Consider the following 22,044-nt stretch of genomic DNA (forward strand, 5'->3'; position numbering starts at 1 on the left):
ATCGAGGTCATCGACGAGGCGGTGATCCTCCCCGAACTCGCCGCCGCCTAAACTAAAACAGCTGACCCGCACGGTGTTGAGAAACTCCACCACTCAGCGGGACGTGACCGCACGGCTATCGTTTTGGAGCCCCGATACCTTGCTGCCAATGGCACCGTCACCATTCAATGGTGGGGTGCAAACCAGTTCGTTGCCGAGGACGAGCCGAACGAGTTCTTGCCGGAGGGTCAGCCACTCAACTCGGTACGTCTCGCCGGCACCACCGTCCCCATGGACCACCCCCTGGGATATGGCATCTTCATCAGCCCGGCGGCCGCCGAATCGGCGGGACTCGCGGCCGTTCCGGCCCGCGCGCTGGCTCAGGCTCCACCTGGCCTGACCTTCGAAAAAATCAATAGCGTCGATATGAGCGGCTTCCCCGGGGATTTGTGGCTCGAAGCAGAAATGGGACCGAGCACCGGTGATCGCGCCTGGTACTGGGGTGCCGTACTGATCGCTGCAGGGCTGATAGCAGCGATCGCAATCGCATCCATCGGACTTTCCCGAGCCGAAGGTCGTCAGATCGATAGGACTTTGGCCGTGCTCGGCGCCACGCGAACTCTTCGCCGGAGAATCAACGGTTGGTACTCGCTGTTCGTCGTCGGCATAGGGGCCGTCACTGGCACTCTTTGCGGGGCGCTCGTGGTGGTCGGGTACTCGTTTGCTCTCCCCTCACGCGCCGACCTCCCTTACACCGAGCTCGCAATCATCGGACTGGGTGTCCCGCTGTTCACCGCGCTGATCACTGCGCTGCTGCCGGGAGCATTGCCCGCGAATCAAACGAAACCACGGTGAAAAAATCCCAGTCCCGTAAGCCGGAGGTGCAGCGGGCGGCGCCGCTCTGCCCCACCTACGCGGTGAGCCGTGCACGGCCACGTCGGCTGTGATTTCCGCCCGGCAACGTGGGCCCGCGACGCGGTGACAACTGCGCATCCTGCGCGCTACGCTGCAGGCACGGCGGGGCGGAGTGTATTGGGGGATGGTGTGAAGGTTCTGGGTGCCGTCGCGGCCGGGCTGATGGCCTTGGGTGTCGCCGCGCTTCTCGTGGTGTTCGCCCTGGAAAAACGGGTCACCGAAGTCATCGTGGAGCAGGCCGCGCAGCTGGCTGTCCCCGCCGACTGGGAGCAGGTGAACGACATGGTTCGCCGCGAACAGTTCCTGTGTATGAGCACGAACCCGTGCCCGAGCATCTCCCGGCGGTGGGTGACGGACACCCCAGTTAGCGTCCACGACTTGGAACGCATGGCGACGGGCGCGGGCCTCAGATTCTCGGTGGAGGGCACCTGCCAGCGGCCGCCGACGGCGTTCTCCGAAACGGGGGTCTGCACCTTGTACGGCGTCCGCGGTGAGTACCACTACCAGGTCTGGGTGAGTGACCGACCGCACGAGCCCCAGCAGGTGTCGCTGGAAGTGCGTCCGAACCGCCCCGGCCTCACCCAACCTCAGGGGTGAGGGCGTACACCTTGTCCCGGAGGGTGGCGACTTCGGTGCGGAGCTGGTGCAGCTCGTAGGCCCTGTTGCCGAACCCTCAGCGGGAGATGGTTTGCATCAGGGCGTCCAGTGTGAGGGATCCGTTGTCGGACGTCTTGGGGATCGAACGAAATGCGCGTGCTCGGTCTGTGTCGGCTCCGGTCCCGGTGAGATACCGGTCAATGTCGTTGGGGGAGGCAAAGTTGAAAGGCTTCAAGCGCAGTGCGGTGAGTGGTGCGTTGATCTGTAAGGCGATCTTGGGAGCATCCTCGGGATGTTGATCGAGCACCGCTTCCAGGAGGGCCGAGGGGATGTCTCTGTGGAGGTTGTAGAGCATGTGTCTTACTGTCGCCTCGGCATCATGGACGAGCAGTGCGATGACGTCTGGCGCGAGGTGCTCCTGGAGCGCAACCTGAGCACGGTCCTCCCAGACCAGACTGACGGCCATCTCCTGGTGCATGTCAGCCGGGAGCGAGTCGCTGGGCAGCTCACGTATGAACACCGTGACCGGATTCAGTTCATCATTTTCCACTTGATCAGTCAATCATCGCCGCCGTCGGTTCGACGAGATTGGCCTCGGGCCGGGTTGTAATCCGCGGGGTGGTTTCCAACGGGTTGAGGCTGAATTGTTCTGCTCTGGGGCGCGCAAGCCGAACCTTCAACGGGGCGCCGTGTGGTCGACGCCGAGCAGTCGCCGCGTGAGTTTGTCCCTGGTCTTGAGCAGGACGTCGAGGGCAGCGGCCAGATCGACGTCTGCTGGTTGTCGGCCCTGTTCGGCCGCCAGGAGCACGGTGCGGCGCATGAGTTCCTTCGCGAAGGCCCCCGTGGCGCCTTCGGCGCATGCAGCGGCATCCGTTATGGCTGTTGGAGTCAACGGTAGATCGCCGGCGTAGAGCTCAAACAAGCGACGCCGGGCGTCGGCATCGGGCAATGGGATTTCGACAGCCAGATCAATCCGGCCGGGACGATCGGCAAGGGCGTGCTCCAGCACTTCGACCCGATTCGTGGTCAACACAAAGGCAACATCGGCATCGCCGTCGAGACCATCAAGGGCGTCGAGCATGGCGAACAGAAGCGGTTGCGGCCCCACTGAGAGGTTGCGATCGGCCGCGATCAAGTCGACGTCCTCGAGGACAATGATCGCGGGCTGCATGGCGCGGGCGAGCTCGGCCGCCTGGGCAACGAACTGTATGCTGTTGCCGGCGAGCACAACGGCGGTGATGCCGGGCGTCTCGCTCAGCAGGTGGCGGACGGTCAGTATTTTACCCGAGCCCGGAGGGCCGTAGAGCAGCACGCCGCGCTTGAGATGCTGGCCTGCGGCGCGGAGCACCTCCCGGTTCTCTCCGATCCCGACCACGTGGCGCGCTACGTCGTCGAGTACTCCCGGGGGAAGGATGACCTCGTCGCCCGGAACATGGGGGCGTGCCAGGAAATTGACACCAGCCGCGCCCGGGCCGTACTCGTTGCCGCTGAAAGAGAGAACCTGTCCTCGCAGCACGCTGCGCTCGAGCATGAGCCGGCGCAACGCGCCCAGCAATGCCGTGGGCCCGCCCTCGTCTTCGGAGAGGATTTCCAGTCGGGCGCTGATACGACCGAATTCGGGCCGGGCACCGCGCTGCAGTACGGCCACCCGATGCCCGTCCACGCTCAGCAGACGAACACCGAATGAGACCACCTGGCGTTCGGAATCCGGGCCTGTGGGAACGGAAACGTAGTCGACCGGACCGGGCGCAAACCGGACGAAGGGGCTGCTCATCAGCTCCTGGAAGGAGGAGTGCTCACGCTGCTGACCCCCGGTAACACCGAACACCGGTGAGGCAGACCCGGCGCTGAGCTCGTCAAGGGCGATGTCCGCATCGACCAGGCGGTGCGTCGCGACGTCTTCCGTGACCATCGGCAGAGTAGAGACATCCCTCTGCAGGAAGTCCTGCACCAGCTCGCCCAAAGGGGTGCGCTCCTCCGCCTGCGGACGAGGGACGAGGATGAGTTCGTCCATGAACCGGCGGAATGTCTCCACAAACGCTGCCTGCTGATCGTCCACTTGTGCCCCCACATCATCGATGGTGCTACTTGCCGCTCAGGCTATCCCCTGGGACCGGGCGGCATCCCTCTCGAATGTTGCCGCAATTAGGCTGCAGCACCTCTAGGACTGCCGCTTGTTTGCCTCGCGGACGCCTCGAATGAAGTTCACGACCGACAGAATGCCAACGATGAGTAAGAAGGTCGGAATCAGCACGCTAGGAAGTAGAAGGCTGGCATCAAGTACATTCTGGGACGACCATTCAACGTAGGCCGTGACCCAACCTAGAAGGCCCAGAAAGATGCAGGCGAAGGAACCAAGCGTTACTACCGCTGCCTTCACGATCCGTTTTCGGTTCGGGTGCATTTCTCTCCTAACTTCCCATGACCCTGAACGTAGGGCACATCCGCTGATCTTGGACAGTCCCAAGTTTGGGCCTGCTGAGTGCGCCAGCTGCGCGGGTCGTCTACGGTCGATACTCTTTCGCCGGCGGCGATGTTGGCAGGTCGCCTGGGGCAGCTCGGCCTCCGAAAGTCATGGTGGCGATCGAGGACAGCCCGGCACCGATGCCCTTGGCAAGGAAGGACAGGATTGCCCCCAGTCTTTGCCATAGCCCAGCATGGCCACATGACTGCGTCATGCGGTGCCCCGATCTCTAGATCGTATGCGTCTCGGCGTCGAGAGCCTGAACGATCGCGCAGCGCGCGGCGCGTATTTGTCACTCTACGAGGGAGGCCAGGGCGTATCCAGTAGACACAAGTACAAGATCGTCCTTGCGTCTCCCAAGTGCCATCAGCTCAGACGCTGCTGAAGAGATTCTGCGGTCACGCGTGAGCTCCTCCGCTGTCCCGTAAGACGGATTCGACGGACGCACATCCAGCACCAAATGGTCGAGGTTCCGAAGTCTCGGGGGGAGTGATTTTTGGCGGTTCCAACGCGTCTCTGTTGGAAAGACGCGTTGAAAGCCAGCCCTGGGCCGGGGTGGACCTTTAAGGGCCGGTAAGGCACTGATCGATGGTTAGAGGGATTGCGTCGAGCTGTCGTTTGCGGCCTTCCATCGTCGGTTCTGGTGTGATGCCGCGTGCGGTGAGGCACGCGCCGATGCGATTGGCCGTCTCTGACGTATCTTCGTTCTGGATTTGCCAGGCACTGTCCAGGAGGGTGAACTCCAGCGCGTAGCAGCGACCCTCCACCCCAGAAGTAACAGAGTCGCCGGTGTTTGAATACTTGATCAGGGTCCCGCTTTGATCGACCCCCACGAGCGGAGAGCCGGCGTTGATCATGCATCCGTCATAACGGGCGAAGCCATCCCGGTACTCGGTTTCCGTGACGACACCATCGGAGAGCGCGGCGTTCTGTGCCGCGGAGGGCTCAGGCGCGGCGGCGCGATTGGCCCACGATGTCCAGACGACGAAGCGATTGGAGCGAGCCGTGGCAATCGTCATGGTGTGATCACCGTCCCCGGTGACTGAGTAATATCCCCCTCCGTTTGTGTAGGCGGTGTCTTCCTCGGAGCATTTACTCTCTCCCTGCAGCTCACCGTCGACGAGAACACGGAAGGTACCTGCATCGTCGCAATGAAACGCAACAGCGATCTGCTTGGCGCCCTCAGGAGCGTCGCCGAGTTGGATCGTCGTAGTGCCTTGACCGCTCAGCACGAACGGCGTCCCATACAACTGGGCGTCGTCGTACACGACAAGGTCTTTCATCTCGTCGATGCTGACGGTGGCTGGCCGATCGTCCGCACTCAAAGCGACAGCAGACACGGCGCCTCCGGTGAGAGCGCCGGCCATGACGAAGGCCGCGATCGACGCCATGACTGCGCTGCGTCGTCGGGGGCGCACGGGTTCCGCGGAGGAGGTTGCGACCAGCATTCGCCGGAGTTCCTGATCGCGGAGGGACTGGGTCGGTTCAGTGGACATCGGTCGCTCCTTCTAAGCGAAATACGGTGCGCGGTTCGAACTGGTCACGGAGCCGAGTCTTCGCACGTGAGAGGCGTGACTTGACGGTGCCCGCTCTCACTCCGAGAACCCGGGCACTCTCATCGATGGTGAGGCCTTCGATAACGCAGAGCGTGATCACCTGCTGATCCAGGATCGACAGCTGCCGCAACGCGGTGAGGGCATCGCCGTCGCCCACGGTGTCGGCGTGATCCGGTTGATGGTCATCGGCCGGGAGCCTGTGCAACGCGGCACGATAGCGCCAGGTGGCCCGGGTGAGGTTGCCGGCCGTGAACGTAGCCGTACGCAGCAGCCAGGGGAGCATCGACCCGTCCACGAACCGAACAGCATCACGCTTCCGCCAGGCTTCGAGGAACGTGACAGCGACGACATCGTCGGCATCGGTGAACGACGGCGCAATACCGCGCGAGTGGCGATAGAGCCGGGCCCTGTGGCGATCGAAGATCACCCCAAACGCATCGCCATCGCCGGCCGCCGCCTTGCTCCAGTACACCTCGTCGTCACTCATTCGCGCTCATACTATGAAGTGTCCGCAGAGCGTCCGATGGTTCCATCACTTCTTCGCCAATCCCTGAATTAGGGCGCCTCACCCGTGCTAACCATCCCACGATGGCTCCAACCGATGACCACGGATCGCTCAACTGGGAAACCACGAGACACAACTGCGCCACGAGCCTGATTACGTGCCGAGCCCGCAGCGGAACCCTCACTGCGCCCGCGGATCCCGGTCGAGGTCTATCGAACCTGGCGTGTCAGTCGAAGGCCGAATGGGTGTGGCCCAGCGAAAAACCAGACGAGCGCGCCGAGTAAAGGGGCGAACACGACGCCGGCTATCCAGATGGCTTTCTCCACGCCTGACAGGTCGTTGGTTCGTGCAATCTGCATCATTGCATAGGCAATTGCCGCGACGTAGACGACGGCAACGACCGATGCGAGCACGACTGCGAATACGGCTTGACTGTCCATGACGGTTCCGATCACTTGGTTACTTCAGGATGGTGCGCGGATGCAGAAACACCCGCGGGCTGTTGGTCCTCGCATGAGGTGTCGGACGCGATCGGGGATCATTGTGACGCGGCTCGGCAGGTCGACGGGGACTTGCACTGGCTACTTACCGGCAGCGGGCCCGTGACCTTCCGTGGGATGGCTCGCCTCAAGAATGGCGCTCTTGCGCCGTCCCCAGCGGATGAAAAGCCCCAGTGCCACGACGACCCCAACCAGAACGAGAACCTGGACTACCACCCAGAAGTTCCACCAAAAAAGAGCACTGAATTCCACGTCGACCACCCCTCGATTCGCGGACACCTGAGTGCCCTACTTAGCGTGAGCCTACGACCGCGTCGTCGTTCGGGGCAATACGCCGTCGATTGCTTGGCCAGAAGTGAACATCCGGAGCAGCTCGCAAGACGAACGCTGAACGCGATAAGTTCGGCTTTTTGGTAGGGGATCGCCAATCGGACACTCGTTGCGAGGCTTTTTTAGGGCGTACCCCAGCTGGACGTCAGATCGCAGTTGGAACTTATGTCAGACAACGTCGGTCTTCTTCATTCTCTGACACCCGCCGGTGTGGCTCTTGGAGTCGCCCTGACACATCGTGGTCAGTCGTTGGTCATCCAGCGACAGCGAATCCATACTCGAAGCGACGCGAGGACTATTCGTTGTCTCGTTCGAATGTGAGCCACGCGGTGATGTCGAGTGGTTGAGTTGGCGGAAGGTCGATCGCTGATGGGCTGATCTTTCGCGGTGCGGGATTGGTCTGCGGTGACTCGTTCAATTGTCTCCGTTGGAGTTTGGTGTAGGTGTGGCGCTCGGTTCGGGAGCGACGGGCGGCGTTGCAGAGGGAGCGGGAGTCGGCGGGGCCGTTGGCGACGGCGTCTGCTGTGTGAGGGGCCGCACTCGGGCAAAGGGTGGCACGGCCGGAGCAGCGGTGGAGAGGTCAGGCTCGCCACTGGGTTGCGAGTTGTAGTCCACCGAGTCGACCTTGTTGAGGGGGAAAACGTTCCAACCGGTTCTCCCCGGTACGTCGGAGCTGGGGACCAAGAGGACCTCCGTCCCGTCGGCGCCGTATGTGGCAACCCACGGTGTGGTGTTTGGATCGCCGACGGTCGTGAGTGGTTTTCCATCCTGGTCGAAGAGTTGCACGCCGGTCAGTGGTTGACCGTCTGAGTCATAGGCGAACACATTGGAGACCTGGTTACCGTCGAGTAGCAGACCTTGTGGAACGTAGTCCTCCACGTATTGGTCGGCCGAACTGCTCCACGCTGTGGCGAGCACAAGAAGAAATGGCAGCGCGATGATCGAGCAGACACTGACCAGTGTCCTAAGCGGTGGCAGCCATGACCAGGGCAGCCATCGTCCCCGTCCCCATTGCACGCTGAAGGTGACAAATAGTAGGAGCAGAACCCACTCAACGCCGCTCGACGGCAGAGTACTGGCAAGGCTGGTGTCGATAACCAGAGCCGAGATGACCTTGTAGACGGCCCAGCCCCGTAGCACCCACCAGAACGGTCGAAGTGAGATGAAGAAGTCCAGGGTGTGCGAGCCGATCACTGTCGATCGTGCCTTTCGGGCGAGGTTCGATCGCTGTGCGCTGGCCCGGGTGCGAAGTTCATTGGCGGTCCAGGCGGATGCCAGCCGCGGCTTTCCCCGAACCGGTAGCCCGGCCGCGGCCCGCAACTCGTCGGCGTAGCCGACAGCATCGCCCGGATCAAAACCCGGCGCATCGAGATCCTCGGCTTGTTCGGTCAGATCCGCTTCAAGTCCGTCCGTGAGTTCTTCGACATCTTCACTGGGAAGGTCGCTGAGCGCGGCGCGCACGGCAGCGGCAAAATCACGAATGGCCAGGGTGGGTGAAGTGGTCGTGCTCATGACTTATCCCCAATCGTGCGGATGGTGGCGGTGGGCTGGTGCTGTTCTGTGAGGAGGAGTGACATTGTGTTGGCGAACCGAGTCCAGCTAGCTCGTTGTTCGGCAAGCATGGTCCGTCCCTCAGCGTTGATTCCGTAGTACTTGCGGTGCGGCCCGCCATCGGAGGGCACGACATAGGTTGACAATGCACCCGCGGTATAGAGGCGCCGAAGGGTTCCATAAACCGAGGCGTCTCCCACCTCCTTGAGGCCGGCAGCGCGCAGGCGCCGCACAATGTCGTAGCCATAGCCGTCTTCTTCCTGAATCACGGCGAGCACCGCGACGTCGAGCACTCCTTTGAGTAGCTGCGTGGTGTCCATGTATCTCCTCTGACGCATCACACACTACTACGCGGTACGCGGTAGTGATTCCGACGCCACGCCGGATGGTGGCACCGAACGGTCATTTTCCGAAGTCGCCTGCACAAACTTCCGTACTCGCCCGCACAACCGTCGCGGCGTTGCCGCCATTTGTTTGTCCCACCCCTGATCCGGGTCGGAACAGGCGTCCCAGTTCCCTACCATCGGCACGACGGCACGAGTGATGTGCACGCCTTCCGCTTCGCCGCCGCACTCGGCCTATTTGATGACGGCGTGGGAGGAGACCGATCTCGACGGGCGTGATACCGAGTAATCACTGATCGCGGTGTGAATCGGATGATGGCCGAAAACGATCGTTCGCAAGACGCTCTCGGACAGGTGTCAGATTCCGTACTCGTCTGCACAGCTCGTCCATACCGACGTCGACAGTCGCTGTCTTCCCGCATCGAGAACGCCTTACGGCTCAGGGTCGCGAGCCTCGGGACCTAAAATCGCCTCATGGCTAACCACGGCGAATTCCAGATTGCTGAGTTCGGTTTTCCGGGCCCACTTCGGGATCGGCTGGTCGCCGCCATCCTGGCCGGCACGAAAACCTCCACCAGCTCGACACTCGTGGAGTACTCGATAGAGGACGAACCGCTGCCGATCATCGGGAACATGCAAACGGTCGTGGATTCAAACGTTGCCGCGGTGGCGACTATCCAGACGGTTTCGGTCGAGATTGTCCGACTTGCTGACGTCGGCCTCGAGCATGCGCGCGAAGAGGGCGAAGGATTCGACTCCGTGGCCGCCTGGCGCCGCGGTCACGAAGCCTTCTGGCACAGCACAGAGATGCGTAACTTCCTCAACAACCCAAACTTCACGGTCGATGACGAAACGCTCGTCGTGCTGGAGCGGTTCCAATTGATTGAGGTGCTCAGCCAGGCAGACTGATAGCCCTCGTGCCGCCAGCCGAACCCTTACTGGGTCAGGATGCGCCCACAACGTCGACTTTGAAGCCAGCTTCGTTCTCGAGGTAAACGGCGTAGTGGTCGGGGCCTCCTGCGTGGGGGTAACGATCCGCGTACAGGGAGCTCCAGCCGTGGCCTGATGCTTCTCCAGCCAAGTGGTCGATGTCAGCCGGGGCGCCTCCGTGAAGCGCGACGTGGTTCAATCCGGGGAGCCTTCGGTCGTGGGTGTCGCCGGAGAGGGCCGGCGGTCGTGTGGTCACGAGGTAGACGTCGCCGCATCGCCAAGAGGTGCCGTTGTCCCACTCCTGATCGACCGACCATCCGAGCTGCGCGAGAAGCCAGCCCCAAGATTTTCGAGCGCTGTCGAGGTCATCGACCCAAATCTCAATGTGATGTAACCCAAGTGCCATGTGGCCATCGTTCCATGGGCGGTGTGGATCCTCGTCCCAACACGGAAACCTTGTGCGGAACCACTTGGATCGTCGAACCCGTACGGCCAATGTGCCCGTAACTGCGTGCGATGCCTGCCCGGCGGTGAAGTAGTCTCTGGGGATGACAAGGCCCGGCCAAAGCCCATTTTTCTGGATTCCTGCGTCCGTCGCCACCGCGTGGTGGGTCGTGTGCGCCGGCGGATTCGGCTTCCTGACCTGGTTCGCTCTGGTCCCCAACGCATTCGTGAAGCACCTCCTGCCGGAAACGATCACGCGCAGCGTCTGGTTCTGGTCCTGGCCGTGGATCGCGCTCGCCCCTCTTGCCTCGGCCGCCGTAGTCTTCATGATCTACCTGTTCCTGGCGCGCCTCATCGTCGACCGGACCGACGGATCTCGCACAGCCCGGTTCTTCGCACTCTGGTTCGTGGCCGTTCTGACCGGCTTCCTCGCCACCCTCCCGTGGGTGATCAGCGCGATCGTTGCGGCATTCCCGCCGTCCCGCGCCGCATTCGTGCTCGACCCGGCCGGTGAGTCCGTTCTCCTCAGCGGGTACTGGGGGATCGCCTGGGGGTGGTTGCCTGCCCTGTTCGCCATGCGCCGCGCAAGGGTGCGCGCCCAACCGGCCCACCCGGCTCAGCCGGGCGCGGATGCCGTCCCGGCGTCGGCCGCACCCGGCCCGTTGCGCACGCGCCCGCTCGCCGTTCTTGGCAGCATCGTCGTCGTCGCCGTGATTCTTTCCGGTTTGGCGGCCGGTGCGGGGAGTCGGGCCGCGCGGCTCGCTGCGGCGGCGGAGAACGCCCGCGCCAATGGGCACACCCTCGGCTCCGTGCCCGACCCGGATGTCCCGGTCACGCCGCCGCCCACCATCGCGCCCGCAGCGGCCGATCCCGCCGCCGACTGGTGCACGCCCGACCAGGCGGCGTTACTACTCGGAGACCCGGACGCGGCCATGGGGCACCGCACTCTGTCGATCCAGGCGATGAACTTCACCGACTCCCCGTGCACCCTCAGCGGCTACCCCGACCTCGCCTTCGCGGATGAGAGCGGGTCGGCCCTCGACGTCACCCTCGTGCACGGCGGAACGTTCATGACCACCGACGAGGGCCCCGTGCCCATCGTGGTTCCGGCCGGCGGCTACGCCATCGCCCGGCTCGGCTGGGGCGCCATGGCCGCAGCGGATGTCCCCACGACCTACACGCTCTACGCGGCGCTGTATCCCGGCCTGGTTCGCGGTTCCTGGCCCAGCACCCTCGACATCGTCGCTGGCGGCGACGTGTCCGTCACGGCCTGGTCACTCACAGACGCCAGCCCAGACCCCCAGCCCTGAACCGGAGCCCGTCGAGACCTGAGCGTCAAAACCTCGGGAAACTTTGAACGGTTGGTCTGAGCCTTCGCAGTGCCGATTCAGACAGAGCGATCGGTGCGTGCGATAGCGACTTCGGACGAGCCACCTCGACCGTCGGGCCCGCGGCTGGACCGGCGATGCGGCCGACTGCCATACTGGGCTCGGCGGGGAGGGGACCTGATGCCACGACTGGCGACATCTGTTCTGGGGAGTATTGCTTTGGTGCTCGGACTGGTGGCTTGCTCGCCCCCGACAACCGAGACTCCACCGGTCGACACGGCCGTCCACACTGATGCGCCGGCCCCGTCCGACCGTGCGGCCGACGTTGTAATCCCCGACGGTGTCATCGGCACAGCCGAGCTCACGTCGACCTCGGGAGACAACACCATCTCCGGAACCGTCGTCGTCACGGCGGGTGGGGGCGGATTCGACGTCGCCCTGAAGGACTTCCACTCGGACGTCCCCGGAGGCTTGCAGCTGTTCTTCAGCCCCTGGTCGGAGACCACGACCTGCCTGGCCGACACGGACAGCTTCTCGTTCGGCAACCTCTCCACGGACGCCGATCAGCCCGGGCTGAGCATGGGCCCCAGGGACTTCTCCCGCGGCGACCCCAGCTACTACCTGACCGCCGTCATCACAGAGACCGCCCCGAGCACGACCGATCCTGACGGCTGCGTGCTCACTGCCCGGGCGGTCGGCACGATCACCTGGGACGTGCCGGACACCCGCCCCGGGCTGCTCGCCGTCGACACCGGCGCCCGGTTCGGAGCTGGCGGCGCCACCGCTTCAGCCGATGGTGCCCCGCTCTCCTACCGTGCGGTCGCCGGCGACACGCTCAACGACATCGCCGAACGCTTCGGCATCACGGACGACGACCTCGGCTTCCTCAACCCGCTCACCAGCCGCCAGCTCCAGGCCGGCGACGAGCTGAACCTCCGGGTGGCGCTGCGCGGCGGCGCCTCGGTCCCGCCGCCCTCGGACTGAACGCCGCTCCAGGGACTGAACGGCCGCTGTCGCCCCCTATGGGGAACCCTTTGCGGGCGGTCTGCTCTGCCGTGTGGGCGGTTGGGACCATGACCGCTGCGGTGGCTACCTTCGGCGCAGGTCGCTCAGTGTTCGGTCGCCAAGTATCCAGCTCACCGCGATGAAGACCGTCAGAACGCCTGTACCCGCGGCCGCCAGAAGGGCGGCCTGGCCGACAAATCCTGTTGGCGTGCCGGTGTAGGCCACCAGTGATAACCCGGCAGCGGTACTGACTACGGCCGCGGCGAGCAGTCGGGCGTATCCGAGCGCCAGGGGCCGTTGACCGGCGGGGACGTGACCGCGGTTTCGGAGTGTTCGCCGTAGCGACAGGTGCGCGGTCAGCCAGCCGGCGAAGTTCGCGATGGAGATTCCTGCTGCGATTCCGAGCACGGTGAATTCAGGTGGAAGGAGGAGCGCTACTGCGGCGCCGGCGGCAGAGAATCCGGCGATGACGAGTTGAGTGGCGAAGGGGCCGCGGGCATCCTGCAACGCGAAGGATGTTCGGTTGAGCACGTAGGCCTGACTGAACCCGACAAGTCCAATCGCTAGAACCTGGAGCACGTGCCCAATGATCGGCTTGCCAAAGAGCACCTCGGTGATCAGCGGGCCCAGCGTCACGAAGGCTGCAGTGGCGGCGATCGCGACGTAAGCGACTGGTTTGGTGGCCAGGGTGGAGAGCACGTCAATCTCGGCGAGGTTATTTCGTGCGGCGGATCCGCTCATCCGTGTGTAGAGGGCTGTCGTCAGCGACACGGTGACGATCCCGTGGGGCAGGAGCATCAGCAGGTACGCCATCGAGAGGGAATTCAGGCTGGGGCCGTCGACTCCCAACTGGTTGAGGGTCTTTCCGGCGCTACTGGCGACGTTGGACGTGACCAGGTACGCAGCCTGGCCCGCGATGACGCCGAGAAGAGTCCAGCCCGCCAGCGTCGACATATGCCCGAGACCACCAAAGCCCCAGCGAAACCGGATCCGAAACCCGATTCTCCGCAGCGGGATCAGGAGCAGCAGAGCCTGGATAGCGATGGCCAAGGTGGCCGAGCCACTAAGCACGGCGATCATCAGGGGACTCCACGAGTCCACCGTGCCCAACCCGGTCGGCAGGAGGAAAAGGAAGACCAGGATTCCGCTGATCCCCAGCAGGTTGGAGACTGCGGGGGCCCACGCCGGGGCGCCGAACACACCGCGCGCGTTCAAGACCTGGGACAGGACGGCGAATGCGATCAGGAAGAAGATTTGCGGCAGGCACCAGTACGCCATCGACGTTGCGAGTCCTCGCCACGGCGACGACCAGGTCGTTGCGTAGATCCAGACAATTCCCGGAGCGCTCAGGGTGAGGATGACTGTGGCCGCGGCCCCGCCCACTAGAACGAGTGTGAGGAGCCGGTCCGTGTTTTCCTGGCCAGCCGGGCCGTCGTGTAAGTTCCGAACGATTTGCGGGACCAGCACCGCGCCCAGGACGCCGCCAGCGATCAGGGCGAAGAGGTAAGTGGGTGCTGAGTTCGCGATTTCAAACGTTTGCCCACCGACCGCCTCGCTCGTGCCGCCGATCGCGGCTACGAGCAGAATTGCCTTGAGGAAACCGAGCGCCCGGGAGACGAGCGTGGCCGCCATCATCGACCCAATCGAGCCGCGCGCACTCATCGGCCAAGCTCCGGGCTAGCCTCGCAAGGTCGGCAAGCCGGTATGAAATCCCCCATTCGCTAACATTCCCACAGCGGCCGAGGAACCAGCACCAACCCAGTCGTGAATCTGACGTCGCGGACCCCAACCCTCATCGGGACACTGTTTCGCAGAACTGCAAGAACCGCGTTGGGACCCGCGGTAAGGGGGAGCGGGCGGCGGGTCGAGCATGAAGCGAGCGCCTGGGCGACGCCTGACTGCTGAAGGAGTTGATGCGACGTCGGGCCAGCGGATTCTCACTGCGGCATTGTGGGCTCAGCATCCTTGAGGACAGTTCCGTCAGAGAGGGCAATGTCGTAGGTGAGGACGGGCTGAGCATCTCCCTGTGCACCGCCCCTTCCTGGCCACCACGCGATGTATCGTCCTTCATGGACAGTTGCCTGGACGGACAGACCATCGGCAGTTCTGATCGTCAAACCCGTGACGTCCTCGCCCACGTCCCCTGAGACAAAGGTCAGGGCGGGGGCATCTCCCTGCGCAAAGAGACTGGAACGGCCCCGGCTGAAGTAGGACGACATCGCGCCCTCAGAGAGCTGTCCACCGGCGACTATCGCGTCACTGTCAGAGGCTGATCCAGTCATTACATTGTCGGCATGAGGACTGCCGACCGGAAGGTGAGTGAGACACGTAGACGTCAGCCCGTTGGCGCTGGTGTATGCCAGGCCGACCCACTCTCCTCGCCGTTCGGCGAGGACGATTTCCGGGGAGGAAGCGGTGACTCCAGCGCTCAGGCACGCGGCGAACGCAACGGCTTGCTCGGCTGCGTCAATCGACGTAGGCGTAGGGGTCCAAGATGCGTACGCGGACTCGGAGTTACCAAGGCCCGGGATGACGGCAGCGGCAGCGGCGACGAGAACGATCGCCGCGGGAATGGCGACCCACCGAATGGCTGACGAGCGGCGCGTGACCTGGCTCGTGAGTACGTCGGGCTTGGGGTCTGTGGCGAGGATTTGCTGAAGTCTTGCAGCCGCCCGTCGACGTCCAGTCTCGTCGAGGGGTAGCTGCGGAGCGTGGTCGAGGGATCGCAGTGCGGTGATGATCTTGTCGTCGTTCATATCGTTCGCTCCGTTACTAAGTAGTCGGCGGTAGATGCCGGGAAAGTCGCGGTGTCCAACAGCTGGCGCAGTTTCGCGCGCGCTCGGTGGAGCCTGATTCGGTAGGCGGCTGAGGAAATTCCTAGGACGCGCCCCGCGAGCTGGGAAGATAGGTCCTCCCAAATGGCGAGGGAGAGGACTTCCTGCTCGTCGGCCCGCAACTGGTGCCACGCCGTGACCAGGTCTAAACGCAGGGCGAGACCGTCGTCTGGATCCGTCGTTGTTAGGGTTTCCGACGCGATCCGAACGCTCAGTGCGTTGCGACGGGCGTGCCCGCGCAAATCGCTCAGCAGACAGTTTCTCGCGATGCCAAACAGCCAGGCACGGGCAGCGTGGCACTCGACCGGCACGTCCTCCAGTCGGCGCCAGGCCACGAGGAAAGCCTCGTGAGCTACGTCTTCTGCCGAGTCCGGACCGGCTCGGCGCCGCACGAATCGCAGCACGTCGGCATACGTGCAGTCGTACAGTTCCCCAAATCGAGCTGCGCTACTTTCACCTGTTGGTTTCAATCCCATACCTATACATGTCTGGTTGAGCGCAGTTGTTACTGGTGGGGCCGGCAATCTTTCTGACTTCATCGGCAGGACAGCGGATGAGGTGACCCCAAGGTCGACTTGTGCACACCCCTCCCGTAGGCCGTCCGTAAGCGGGACGTCCATGGACGCAGATTCGGCGCCAACCCGCCGAAGTTTCAAAGTCTCGGGGAGTGGCGTTTGGGAAACCATAGGAGCGGACGGCTAAACGCCTTCATCGGCGTCCGCCGGGCGTCGAGATGATGCCTACTGCTGCTTTCGCGTGACATAGCTGTTAGCTGCGGCCCAAGACCCGAACAGGACGACGAATTGCACGAGCGCGATGTACTCCGCACCAAGGGCATCTGTGAATAGCGTGACGAGAACCGTGACGACCGTCAGCACGAGGGCGACAATCCCGACGATCCCAAATGCCTGCAGGGCAAGCGATCGATCTCGCTCATCGAGGTACTTCATCGAGTTGAGCCGGTCCACGTCCGACGCTTCGTCCGGCCGGCGAAAAATGCGAATGATGTTCCATGTTGCACTGCCTGCCACCGCCAGTATGACGATCAGAAAGACCACGTTTCCCGTCACCCAAATGAGTGCGGCGGCGGCAACCACTGTGGCAACCACGACGCCGATATTGAGAGCTAGCGCTCGGTCAGTCCTCGACATAGAAAATCTCCTCTACGGGCCGATTGAAATGGCGGGCAATGCGCACAGCAAGAGTCAGAGACGGGTCATACCGACTGGTCTCGATCGCGTTGATGGTTTGACGCGAAACCTTCAGGATGCTTGCGAGTGCAGCCTGCGAAAGCCCCGATTCGATTCGCAGTTCTTTGAGCGCACTTCTCATATGTCAAGCATACTTGTCATGCGCGGAAAATGACAAGTGGGCTTGTCACATAGATGCGCTTTGCATCCAAGCGACAGTTGGCCGCCCGCAAGAGGGACGTTTGCCGGCACTCGTTTTCCGCGAAACGGGGGAGCAGCAGCTGATCCTGTCCAGGATTCGCACGGGAACGCTCTTGGGGCACGCCTTTCCACCAGCCACTGCAGCACGTGCGCAGCACGCTCAGTATCGCGCTGCACATACGACGCAGGATTGGCATCTGGTCGCGATACCCAGATGCCACTCCTGCAATTGTTGCGTTGCTTGCTAGTTGCGACTACTTCGCACGAGGCGCACAATCATGATCGGCGTAGCGACTATCGCTACGAGAAAAAGCACGAAGGCGACAAGGCCCAACACGATTTCTGCATCCGTTGTGTAGCCGACAGTGCCGGTCGCGTCGGCTACCAGCCCACGCTGCGTCAGGGTGCTAACTAGGGCGCTGCCCATTACGACGCCCGTTACGCCCAACGCCGCCGCGATAGCTAGCCCAATGATCGAACTGGTGCGTCCGGTACCTTTGGGCATGCTGTCCGACGAGCGGGAGACGACGAGCGAACCCTCAGCACGCCTCGCTCGAGCTACCAAAAGAATGCCGAAGAAGACTATCGCCAGGATTCCTGCCGGTACCAAGATTGGCCCGGCGACGAACGCTCCAGCGAGGATGCCGACGGCAGCCACGGCCAGACCGACGAGCGACACCGTGCGCAAGCTGCCTCCAGAGGTAGAGCCGTGTTCCTGAGTGATCTTGGGTATAAACGTTGCTCCTTGTTCAACTTATGCGGGGTTGCAGAGTCCTCGCGCCGTCGCCGAGTAACCAACGGCTATCGGACATCACCCTCGGTCATCCGACGAAACCCAGAGTCGTGGGCATCATCGGTCCTGGCTAGTCCCTCGGAAGGTGTTCGGGTAGTTGTCGAGCCAGGACCAGTGACCGACGGGCCAGGTGATCACGAACGCCCGCCCGACGACATTGGCAATGGGCACGAAACCCTTGCTGGGCGTGGTGGTGTGGAGCCTGCTATCTGCCGAGTTATCGCGGTTGTCGCCCTCGACCCATAGAGAATCTGCGGGGACTGTCACGGTGAAGTACTTCTCAGGAGAACGCGTCGTCCCGGAAGATGCTTTGAGGTAGGGCTCGCTGAGAGGCGCATCGTTGACGGTGATGTGGCCTGTGGTGTCGCAGCAGGCGACTTTGTCGCCGGGTAGGCCGATGACGCGTTTGATGAGATGGTCGTTCGTTTCTTGTGCGCTCAGGCCCACTTCGGCGAAAAACCATCGGATGCCATCGGCTACAGGATTGCCCGCCTCGACTGTGCCCTGTTCGGTTGCACTTAGCCATCCGCCGGGGTCCGTAAACACGATCACATCGCCACGAGCGATGGTGATGAGGTCGGGGACGAGTTCGTTGACCATGATCCGGTCATTGACTTGCAGGGTGTTTTCCATCGATCCCGAAGGGATATAGAAAGAGCGTATGAGGAATGTTTTGATCAGGAACGATATGAGCAGGGCAACAAAAAATATGACGAGAAGGTCGCGGAAGAAGCGCACGATTCCGCGCTTGCGGTTGCGGTCACCCTGGGTACCCTTGTCCCGCCTCAGGCGCATAAGAACGTCGTGATCAGTCAACTTTCCCCCTGCGCTGATGCTACTGGGTTCAGCGTCACCCCTCCGCAGTCCCGAACTCTTTTGCGGAACCCTCACCGAAACTGTTTGAGGGCTTCGCTGTAGCGTCGGGGGTCACCGCGGGTTTCATCTGTCACGAGCAGTGCGTGGCGTCCAATTACTCGCGTGTATGAGCCTTGGCACGGGATGCTCACGATCTTGCTCAGCCCGGCGCGCCATGCGGGGATGAGGGCAGTGAGTGACACGCGCTCCGGTTCTTCGTTCAGGGGGAGGTGGAAACGTTCTGACTGGGCTGCGACCCTCGTCTGATTCCAGACTTCGTACTGGTCCGTGAAGGCTTCGTCCCCGAAATCGTCGCGCCATGATGGCCCTATGAGCGACTTCAGGAGTTCGGCGCGCTCCATCGACCCGTCGCCGGTTCCCCTGAGCTGGTCGAAGATGTTTTCATCGTGAAGTATCCCGGCATGGTGCACGCACGCCTCCCAGATGGAGGACCATGCGTTCTGCCAGGTCTGGGTTCTGTCTGACAATTCCGTTCAAGCATGTGTACTGACGGATTCGTCGGAGAGCAGAGGGGGGAGATCGGTCTCAGCTGGCTGCAGATTCCAGGCCTCCCGGATCCAGAGCAGGTCGACAAGAGCGTGCGGATTGTCCTCGACGGTAATCAACATGTCGTGCGGCCAGGGGTTCCCTGGGATCGGAACAGATGAACGCATCGCACCCTCCATCGAGCATCAGCTGCCGACAGTCTCCCACCGCGCAATGCTCGATGGAGGGAGCGCTCAACGAACGATTCGGTCTCGGGGGTCCAGCTTGCCGGACAACGTGGCGTGCTGCCTCTACTCTTGCGGCATGTCGACAGAGCCGCTCGAAGCGAAGCCTTGCCCTCGGTTCATGCGGCGCCATTTCACCCGACGCAGCCTGCACCTCCTCTGGACGTTGCCCCTCGCTTTCGCGCCCGGATACGTGGCGGTTTCACTGGCGCGATTTGAACGATGCGGGATCGACCGGTGTCTTGGCGACCCTGGAGGATTGGCTTCACCAAGCGCGTCAAATGGTGTTAAAGCCGCAATCATCGCCGCAACATTCATACTCGCGGCCCTGGCGCTCACTCCTTGGCTTCGTCCGATCTGGCTTCGGCTCAGTATCGGCCTTCTGCTCTCGACGTTCGTGGCGGTCTTCTGGATCTGGGGAATTCTGTACACAAGATGACTCAATCTCGTGAGAAATGGACGTGGCTGTATCTGCGCCTTCTGGCTAGGGATGTCTGTCGGATCCATTCGGAGTCGTTGGCTTGTAACGCCTGTTTTCAGCGAGTGCCGACCGTCCGCGGTCGGCGCCCGGAGGACAACCCGGCAGCATTCCGTGTTCCGCTGACCAACCTTGTGCGGGCAGTCTGCTCTGCCGTTTGGCGGTTGGGACCATGGTCGCTTCGTCGGCCACCTTCGGCGCACCATCGGCAGCAAGGCCGGCCGCACCGCCATGCCCACCGTCAGAAACCTCAAATCAATCGGCGAGGACCTGGATCAGCCAGGCTGACCGGTGGATCGAGGCTTAGCTGAGGGATTCCTCGGGAGCGAAGGCCAGCGCAGTGCGAAGTCGCCCTTTCGCGGACGCGTACCGTGACCGTGCTGTTGACGCAGTGATACCGGTGATCTGGGCCGCTTCGACGAGGCTGAATCCTTCCCAGTGGACCAGTTCAATGAGCTCGCGAAGGTCCGCCGGTAGTTTCCCGACCGCAGCACGCACCGCCGTGGCGTCGGATAGGTCCGTTCCTGTTTGTGATTGTTCGAGTTCCCATCGCAGGCGATCGGTGGCAGCCAACCGCCGCCGCGCCGTCCGGCGAGCGTTGAGGAGCACGTTGCGGGCGATCGTGAACAGCCACATGCGACCGCCGATCTCGTCGGACGGGGCCTTACCGGCCTTCTTCCACGCGATGATGAAGGTCTCGCTCAAGACATCAGCTGCATCTGCGCGCGGATCGATTCGCCGTTCCAGGTAGGCAAGGAGGTCGGAAGCGTTCGCGCGGATGAGAGTCTCCAAATGGTTCTCACGGTCTGCCCGCGTCACCGAGAGACCTCATCACAGGTTCCGGCGCCCTCGAGGGAGAAGTGGCCGACGTCGAGGCCCCTGGCCTTCAGCCCGTCCGTCATCAGCGTGTAGGCGGTATCGATCAGCATGTCGGTTTCCGGATCCGGGAGTGCCGGCTGAAGGGTCGCCTCTGGGTGTGCCGCGTTGTATTCAGCTATTTCCTCAGCCTTGGCGGAGGCTGCCGCCGCTGAGTACTTGTAATCGTTTCGGATGGCGTCCGGGATCTTCAACGTGTTGAAGTCGATGCCGAGGAAGATATCTTTGGCAGCCAGGAACGACGCGTCATCGTTCGGGACGCCCTCCGGGCGCACGATCATTCCAGCGGCGCAATAGTCGCCGTTGGCATTCACGTGTTGGATGCTCTGGTCCGGGGCGAACCCCAACCATTCGAGCAGGGGCTGAGACGCGAGGGCGGCTGACGTGCCGCCCACCAACATGACAGACAGCGTCGCCCCAGCAACGAACAGTCGCTTGCGCTGGCGATGTACCGGCCGGCTCTCCGTGACGACCTGATCGATGGCGATACCAAGCCGATCGTCTCGCGGTGCGACCGAGGGTGCTGAGTTCGCCAACCGGCCGAACAGTTCTTCTTCATCCATGTGCGTCTCCCCGTCAGTGATGCTCTCACTACACACATGTCCGCGGGGGAACGAAACGTCCGAATCGGCGGAACTCGATTGAATTCCTAAAGTCCAGGCGCGGCCCTGCACGCCCAGATCCGGAGCCCGCAAGCGGGAGCTCGATTCGATCCTCGTCGAGGCGAAACAGGACTTTGGCCACCGAGCAATGAGGATGGTGGACTGGTGGGATGGCAGGCTGACAACGCGTGACCCAAAAAGAGGAGCCGTACTTCGTGGATCTTGAGAGCAACCCGGAACGAGCATTCCAACTGTGCGCTGACGGGCAGGCGCGCTTGCTGCGTCGCGTGGCGCAACTGTCGGACAAGGATGTCCGAGCACCGAGTCTTCTAGCCGGCTGGACCGTCGGACATGTCCTGACACATCTTGCTCGCAACGCCGACGCTCATGCGCGTCGCCTCTCGGGAGCGCTTCGCGGACATGATGCTCCGAAGTACGCAAACGGCCAAGAACAGCGCCGACGCGAGATTGATAACGGAGCTGGCAGGCAAGCCGAGGAAATCATCGCTGACCTTCGGTCCAGCATGTCGAATCTTGAGGAGGTCTTCGCCCAGTGCGCGGCTGCTGGGTGGCCCAATGGCCACTTTCTCGGAGGAGGTGATTACGGCGTAGTTGCCTGCCCGGCGCACCGGCTCCGTGAAGTGGAGATGCACCATGTCGATCTCGGTCTTGGCTACACCAGTTTGGATTGGCCGGACGAGTACGTTGCGTGGGATCTGCCGTTGTTGCTTGCCAGCGCCGCCGACCGGCTCGGCACTTCCCGGGAGCAGCGATTATTCATGGCCTGGCTAGCTGGCCGAGGTCCGTTGGACGTGGAGACTAAATTGACGCCCTGGTAGCTAGGACCCCCGAGTAGGCGGTCGACGGATCCGTCGTTTCTCCTCCTGCTGCTACCACGCACCTAGACCTGAAAGGCGTCCCGTAAGACGGACCCTCATGGGCACAGAGCCAAGCCCGTGTTGGCGTGAATGAGCAGTGCATGCGAGTGCAGAATTTGTGCAGCCGAGGACGGAAATCGACAACCATCACCCCGACT

24 protein-coding genes are annotated in these 22,044 nt (G+C 62.7%); 6 read left to right on the plus strand and 18 right to left on the minus strand.

Going from position 1 to position 22,044, the window contains the following annotated elements:
- Positions 1-123 precede the first annotated feature (123 nt).
- Together E3T28_RS13200 and E3T28_RS13205 are read left to right on the plus strand one after the other, a co-directional pair.
- Positions 124-834: an ABC transporter permease family protein gene (locus tag E3T28_RS13200; RefSeq protein ID WP_134432100.1), complete on the plus strand. Its 711-nt coding sequence runs from the start codon at positions 124-126 to the stop codon at positions 832-834.
- 189 nt (positions 835-1,023) lie between these two features.
- Positions 1,024-1,491: a hypothetical protein gene (locus E3T28_RS13205; RefSeq protein ID WP_134432103.1), complete on the plus strand. Its 468-nt coding sequence runs from the start codon at positions 1,024-1,026 to the stop codon at positions 1,489-1,491.
- A 76-nt stretch (positions 1,492-1,567) separates the two neighbouring features.
- Here the strand turns inward: E3T28_RS13205 and E3T28_RS13210 are convergent, their stop codons facing one another.
- The 7 genes from E3T28_RS13210 to E3T28_RS13240 all read right to left on the minus strand — a co-directional run bounded on the left by E3T28_RS13210 (position 1,568) and on the right by E3T28_RS13240 (position 8,717).
- On the minus strand, positions 1,568-2,041 hold the full coding sequence (locus tag E3T28_RS13210; protein WP_134432106.1) for a hypothetical protein: 474 nt from the start codon (positions 2,039-2,041) through the stop codon (positions 1,568-1,570).
- Between the two features lie 126 nt (positions 2,042-2,167).
- Entirely contained in the window at positions 2,168-3,550 is a 1,383-nt protein-coding gene (locus tag E3T28_RS13215; protein ID WP_241979342.1) for an AAA family ATPase, read from the minus strand.
- Between the two features lie 968 nt (positions 3,551-4,518).
- Entirely contained in the window at positions 4,519-5,451 is a 933-nt protein-coding gene (locus E3T28_RS13220) for a hypothetical protein (RefSeq protein WP_134432109.1), read from the minus strand.
- Positions 5,441-5,998, minus strand: coding sequence for an RNA polymerase sigma factor (locus tag E3T28_RS13225; RefSeq protein ID WP_134432112.1), 558 nt, complete (start codon positions 5,996-5,998; stop codon positions 5,441-5,443). The genes E3T28_RS13220 and E3T28_RS13225 overlap by 11 nt, the downstream gene beginning before the upstream one ends.
- A 227-nt stretch (positions 5,999-6,225) precedes the next feature.
- Positions 6,226-6,471: a PLDc N-terminal domain-containing protein gene (locus tag E3T28_RS13230; protein WP_134432115.1), complete on the minus strand. Its 246-nt coding sequence runs from the start codon at positions 6,469-6,471 to the stop codon at positions 6,226-6,228.
- A gap of 789 nt (positions 6,472-7,260) precedes the next feature.
- Complete coding sequence (locus E3T28_RS13235; protein ID WP_134432118.1) at positions 7,261-8,358, minus strand: hypothetical protein; 1,098 nt, start codon at positions 8,356-8,358, stop codon at positions 7,261-7,263.
- Positions 8,355-8,717 (minus strand): PadR family transcriptional regulator, encoded by a 363-nt coding sequence (locus tag E3T28_RS13240; RefSeq protein WP_134432121.1) that lies wholly within the window; start codon positions 8,715-8,717, stop codon positions 8,355-8,357. The genes E3T28_RS13235 and E3T28_RS13240 overlap by 4 nt, the downstream gene beginning before the upstream one ends.
- A gap of 498 nt (positions 8,718-9,215) precedes the next feature.
- Between E3T28_RS13240 and E3T28_RS13245 the strand changes: the two genes are divergently transcribed.
- Positions 9,216-9,650: an ASCH domain-containing protein gene (locus tag E3T28_RS13245; protein WP_134432124.1), complete on the plus strand. Its 435-nt coding sequence runs from the start codon at positions 9,216-9,218 to the stop codon at positions 9,648-9,650.
- Between the two features lie 34 nt (positions 9,651-9,684).
- On the opposite strand, the gene E3T28_RS13250 is transcribed toward E3T28_RS13245, so the two are convergent.
- On the minus strand, positions 9,685-10,077 hold the full coding sequence (locus E3T28_RS13250; RefSeq protein WP_134432128.1) for a VOC family protein: 393 nt from the start codon (positions 10,075-10,077) through the stop codon (positions 9,685-9,687).
- Positions 10,078-10,219: 142 nt separating this feature from the next.
- On the opposite strand from E3T28_RS13250, the gene E3T28_RS13255 reads away from it, so the two are divergent.
- Both E3T28_RS13255 and E3T28_RS13260 read left to right on the plus strand, forming a co-directional pair.
- Entirely contained in the window at positions 10,220-11,425 is a 1,206-nt protein-coding gene (locus E3T28_RS13255; RefSeq protein WP_134432131.1) for a DUF4232 domain-containing protein, read from the plus strand.
- A 198-nt stretch (positions 11,426-11,623) separates the two neighbouring features.
- Positions 11,624-12,427: a LysM peptidoglycan-binding domain-containing protein gene (locus tag E3T28_RS13260; RefSeq protein WP_134432133.1), complete on the plus strand. Its 804-nt coding sequence runs from the start codon at positions 11,624-11,626 to the stop codon at positions 12,425-12,427.
- A 105-nt stretch (positions 12,428-12,532) separates the two neighbouring features.
- On the opposite strand, the gene murJ is transcribed toward E3T28_RS13260, so the two are convergent.
- The 10 genes from murJ to E3T28_RS13310 form a co-directional block, all read right to left on the minus strand.
- On the minus strand, positions 12,533-14,110 hold the full coding sequence (gene murJ / locus E3T28_RS13265) for a murein biosynthesis integral membrane protein MurJ (protein WP_134432136.1): 1,578 nt from the start codon (positions 14,108-14,110) through the stop codon (positions 12,533-12,535).
- 275 nt (positions 14,111-14,385) lie between these two features.
- A complete protein-coding gene (locus E3T28_RS13270) occupies positions 14,386-15,204 on the minus strand; it encodes a hypothetical protein (protein ID WP_134432139.1) in 819 nt (272 codons plus the stop codon).
- Positions 15,201-15,968 carry an RNA polymerase sigma factor gene (locus E3T28_RS17810; protein ID WP_420898271.1) on the minus strand — a complete coding sequence of 256 codons (768 nt, stop codon included), beginning with the start codon at positions 15,966-15,968 and terminating at the stop codon, positions 15,201-15,203. Before E3T28_RS17810 ends, E3T28_RS13270 begins: the two co-directional genes overlap by 4 nt.
- Before the next feature lie 54 nt (positions 15,969-16,022).
- Positions 16,023-16,433 carry a hypothetical protein gene (locus tag E3T28_RS13280; RefSeq protein WP_166787037.1) on the minus strand — a complete coding sequence of 137 codons (411 nt, stop codon included), beginning with the start codon at positions 16,431-16,433 and terminating at the stop codon, positions 16,023-16,025.
- Entirely contained in the window at positions 16,420-16,614 is a 195-nt protein-coding gene (locus tag E3T28_RS13285; protein WP_134432148.1) for a helix-turn-helix transcriptional regulator, read from the minus strand. The genes E3T28_RS13280 and E3T28_RS13285 overlap by 14 nt, the downstream gene beginning before the upstream one ends.
- A 303-nt stretch (positions 16,615-16,917) precedes the next feature.
- Positions 16,918-17,361, minus strand: a complete 444-nt coding sequence (locus E3T28_RS13290) for a hypothetical protein (RefSeq protein ID WP_166787038.1) — start codon at positions 17,359-17,361, stop codon at positions 16,918-16,920.
- A gap of 162 nt (positions 17,362-17,523) precedes the next feature.
- Positions 17,524-18,282: a signal peptidase I gene (gene lepB, locus E3T28_RS13295; RefSeq protein ID WP_241979343.1), complete on the minus strand. Its 759-nt coding sequence runs from the start codon at positions 18,280-18,282 to the stop codon at positions 17,524-17,526.
- 71 nt (positions 18,283-18,353) lie between these two features.
- A complete protein-coding gene (locus E3T28_RS13300; RefSeq protein WP_134432154.1) occupies positions 18,354-18,809 on the minus strand; it encodes a hypothetical protein in 456 nt (151 codons plus the stop codon).
- A 1,024-nt stretch (positions 18,810-19,833) separates the two neighbouring features.
- Positions 19,834-20,349, minus strand: coding sequence for an RNA polymerase sigma factor (locus E3T28_RS13305; protein ID WP_166787039.1), 516 nt, complete (start codon positions 20,347-20,349; stop codon positions 19,834-19,836).
- Positions 20,346-20,969, minus strand: coding sequence for a hypothetical protein (locus E3T28_RS13310; protein ID WP_134432157.1), 624 nt, complete (start codon positions 20,967-20,969; stop codon positions 20,346-20,348). The genes E3T28_RS13305 and E3T28_RS13310 overlap by 4 nt, the downstream gene beginning before the upstream one ends.
- A gap of 227 nt (positions 20,970-21,196) precedes the next feature.
- On the opposite strand from E3T28_RS13310, the gene E3T28_RS13315 reads away from it, so the two are divergent.
- Positions 21,197-21,847 carry a maleylpyruvate isomerase N-terminal domain-containing protein gene (locus tag E3T28_RS13315; RefSeq protein WP_134432161.1) on the plus strand — a complete coding sequence of 217 codons (651 nt, stop codon included), beginning with the start codon at positions 21,197-21,199 and terminating at the stop codon, positions 21,845-21,847.
- The last annotated feature ends 197 nt before the right edge of the window (positions 21,848-22,044 follow it).

It is taken from the genome of Cryobacterium sinapicolor (genome assembly GCF_004403465.1).
GTDB lineage: Bacteria > Actinomycetota > Actinomycetes > Actinomycetales > Microbacteriaceae > Cryobacterium > Cryobacterium sinapicolor.

Excerpts from the sequence above, each read along its gene's own strand:
- E3T28_RS13220 (WP_134432109.1), bottom strand. The coding sequence starts at position 5,451 with ATGTCCACTGAACCGACCCAGTCCCTCCGCGATCAGGAACTCCGGCGA.
- E3T28_RS13225 (WP_134432112.1), bottom strand. The coding sequence starts at position 5,998 with ATGAGTGACGACGAGGTGTACTGGAGCAAGGCGGCGGCCGGCGATGGC.
- E3T28_RS13235 (WP_134432118.1), bottom strand. The coding sequence starts at position 8,358 with ATGAGCACGACCACTTCACCCACCCTGGCCATTCGTGATTTTGCCGCT.
- E3T28_RS13240 (WP_134432121.1), bottom strand. The coding sequence starts at position 8,717 with ATGGACACCACGCAGCTACTCAAAGGAGTGCTCGACGTCGCGGTGCTC.
- E3T28_RS13245 (WP_134432124.1), top strand. The coding sequence starts at position 9,216 with ATGGCTAACCACGGCGAATTCCAGATTGCTGAGTTCGGTTTTCCGGGC.
- E3T28_RS13250 (WP_134432128.1), bottom strand. The coding sequence starts at position 10,077 with ATGGCACTTGGGTTACATCACATTGAGATTTGGGTCGATGACCTCGAC.
- E3T28_RS13255 (WP_134432131.1), top strand. The coding sequence starts at position 10,220 with ATGACAAGGCCCGGCCAAAGCCCATTTTTCTGGATTCCTGCGTCCGTC.
- E3T28_RS13260 (WP_134432133.1), top strand. The coding sequence starts at position 11,624 with ATGCCACGACTGGCGACATCTGTTCTGGGGAGTATTGCTTTGGTGCTC.
- murJ (WP_134432136.1), bottom strand. The coding sequence starts at position 14,110 with ATGAGTGCGCGCGGCTCGATTGGGTCGATGATGGCGGCCACGCTCGTC.
- E3T28_RS13270 (WP_134432139.1), bottom strand. The coding sequence starts at position 15,204 with ATGAACGACGACAAGATCATCACCGCACTGCGATCCCTCGACCACGCT.
- E3T28_RS17810 (WP_420898271.1), bottom strand. The coding sequence starts at position 15,968 with ATGGTTTCCCAAACGCCACTCCCCGAGACTTTGAAACTTCGGCGGGTT.
- E3T28_RS13280 (WP_166787037.1), bottom strand. The coding sequence starts at position 16,433 with ATGTCGAGGACTGACCGAGCGCTAGCTCTCAATATCGGCGTCGTGGTT.
- E3T28_RS13285 (WP_134432148.1), bottom strand. The coding sequence starts at position 16,614 with ATGAGAAGTGCGCTCAAAGAACTGCGAATCGAATCGGGGCTTTCGCAG.
- E3T28_RS13310 (WP_134432157.1), bottom strand. The coding sequence starts at position 20,969 with ATGGATGAAGAAGAACTGTTCGGCCGGTTGGCGAACTCAGCACCCTCG.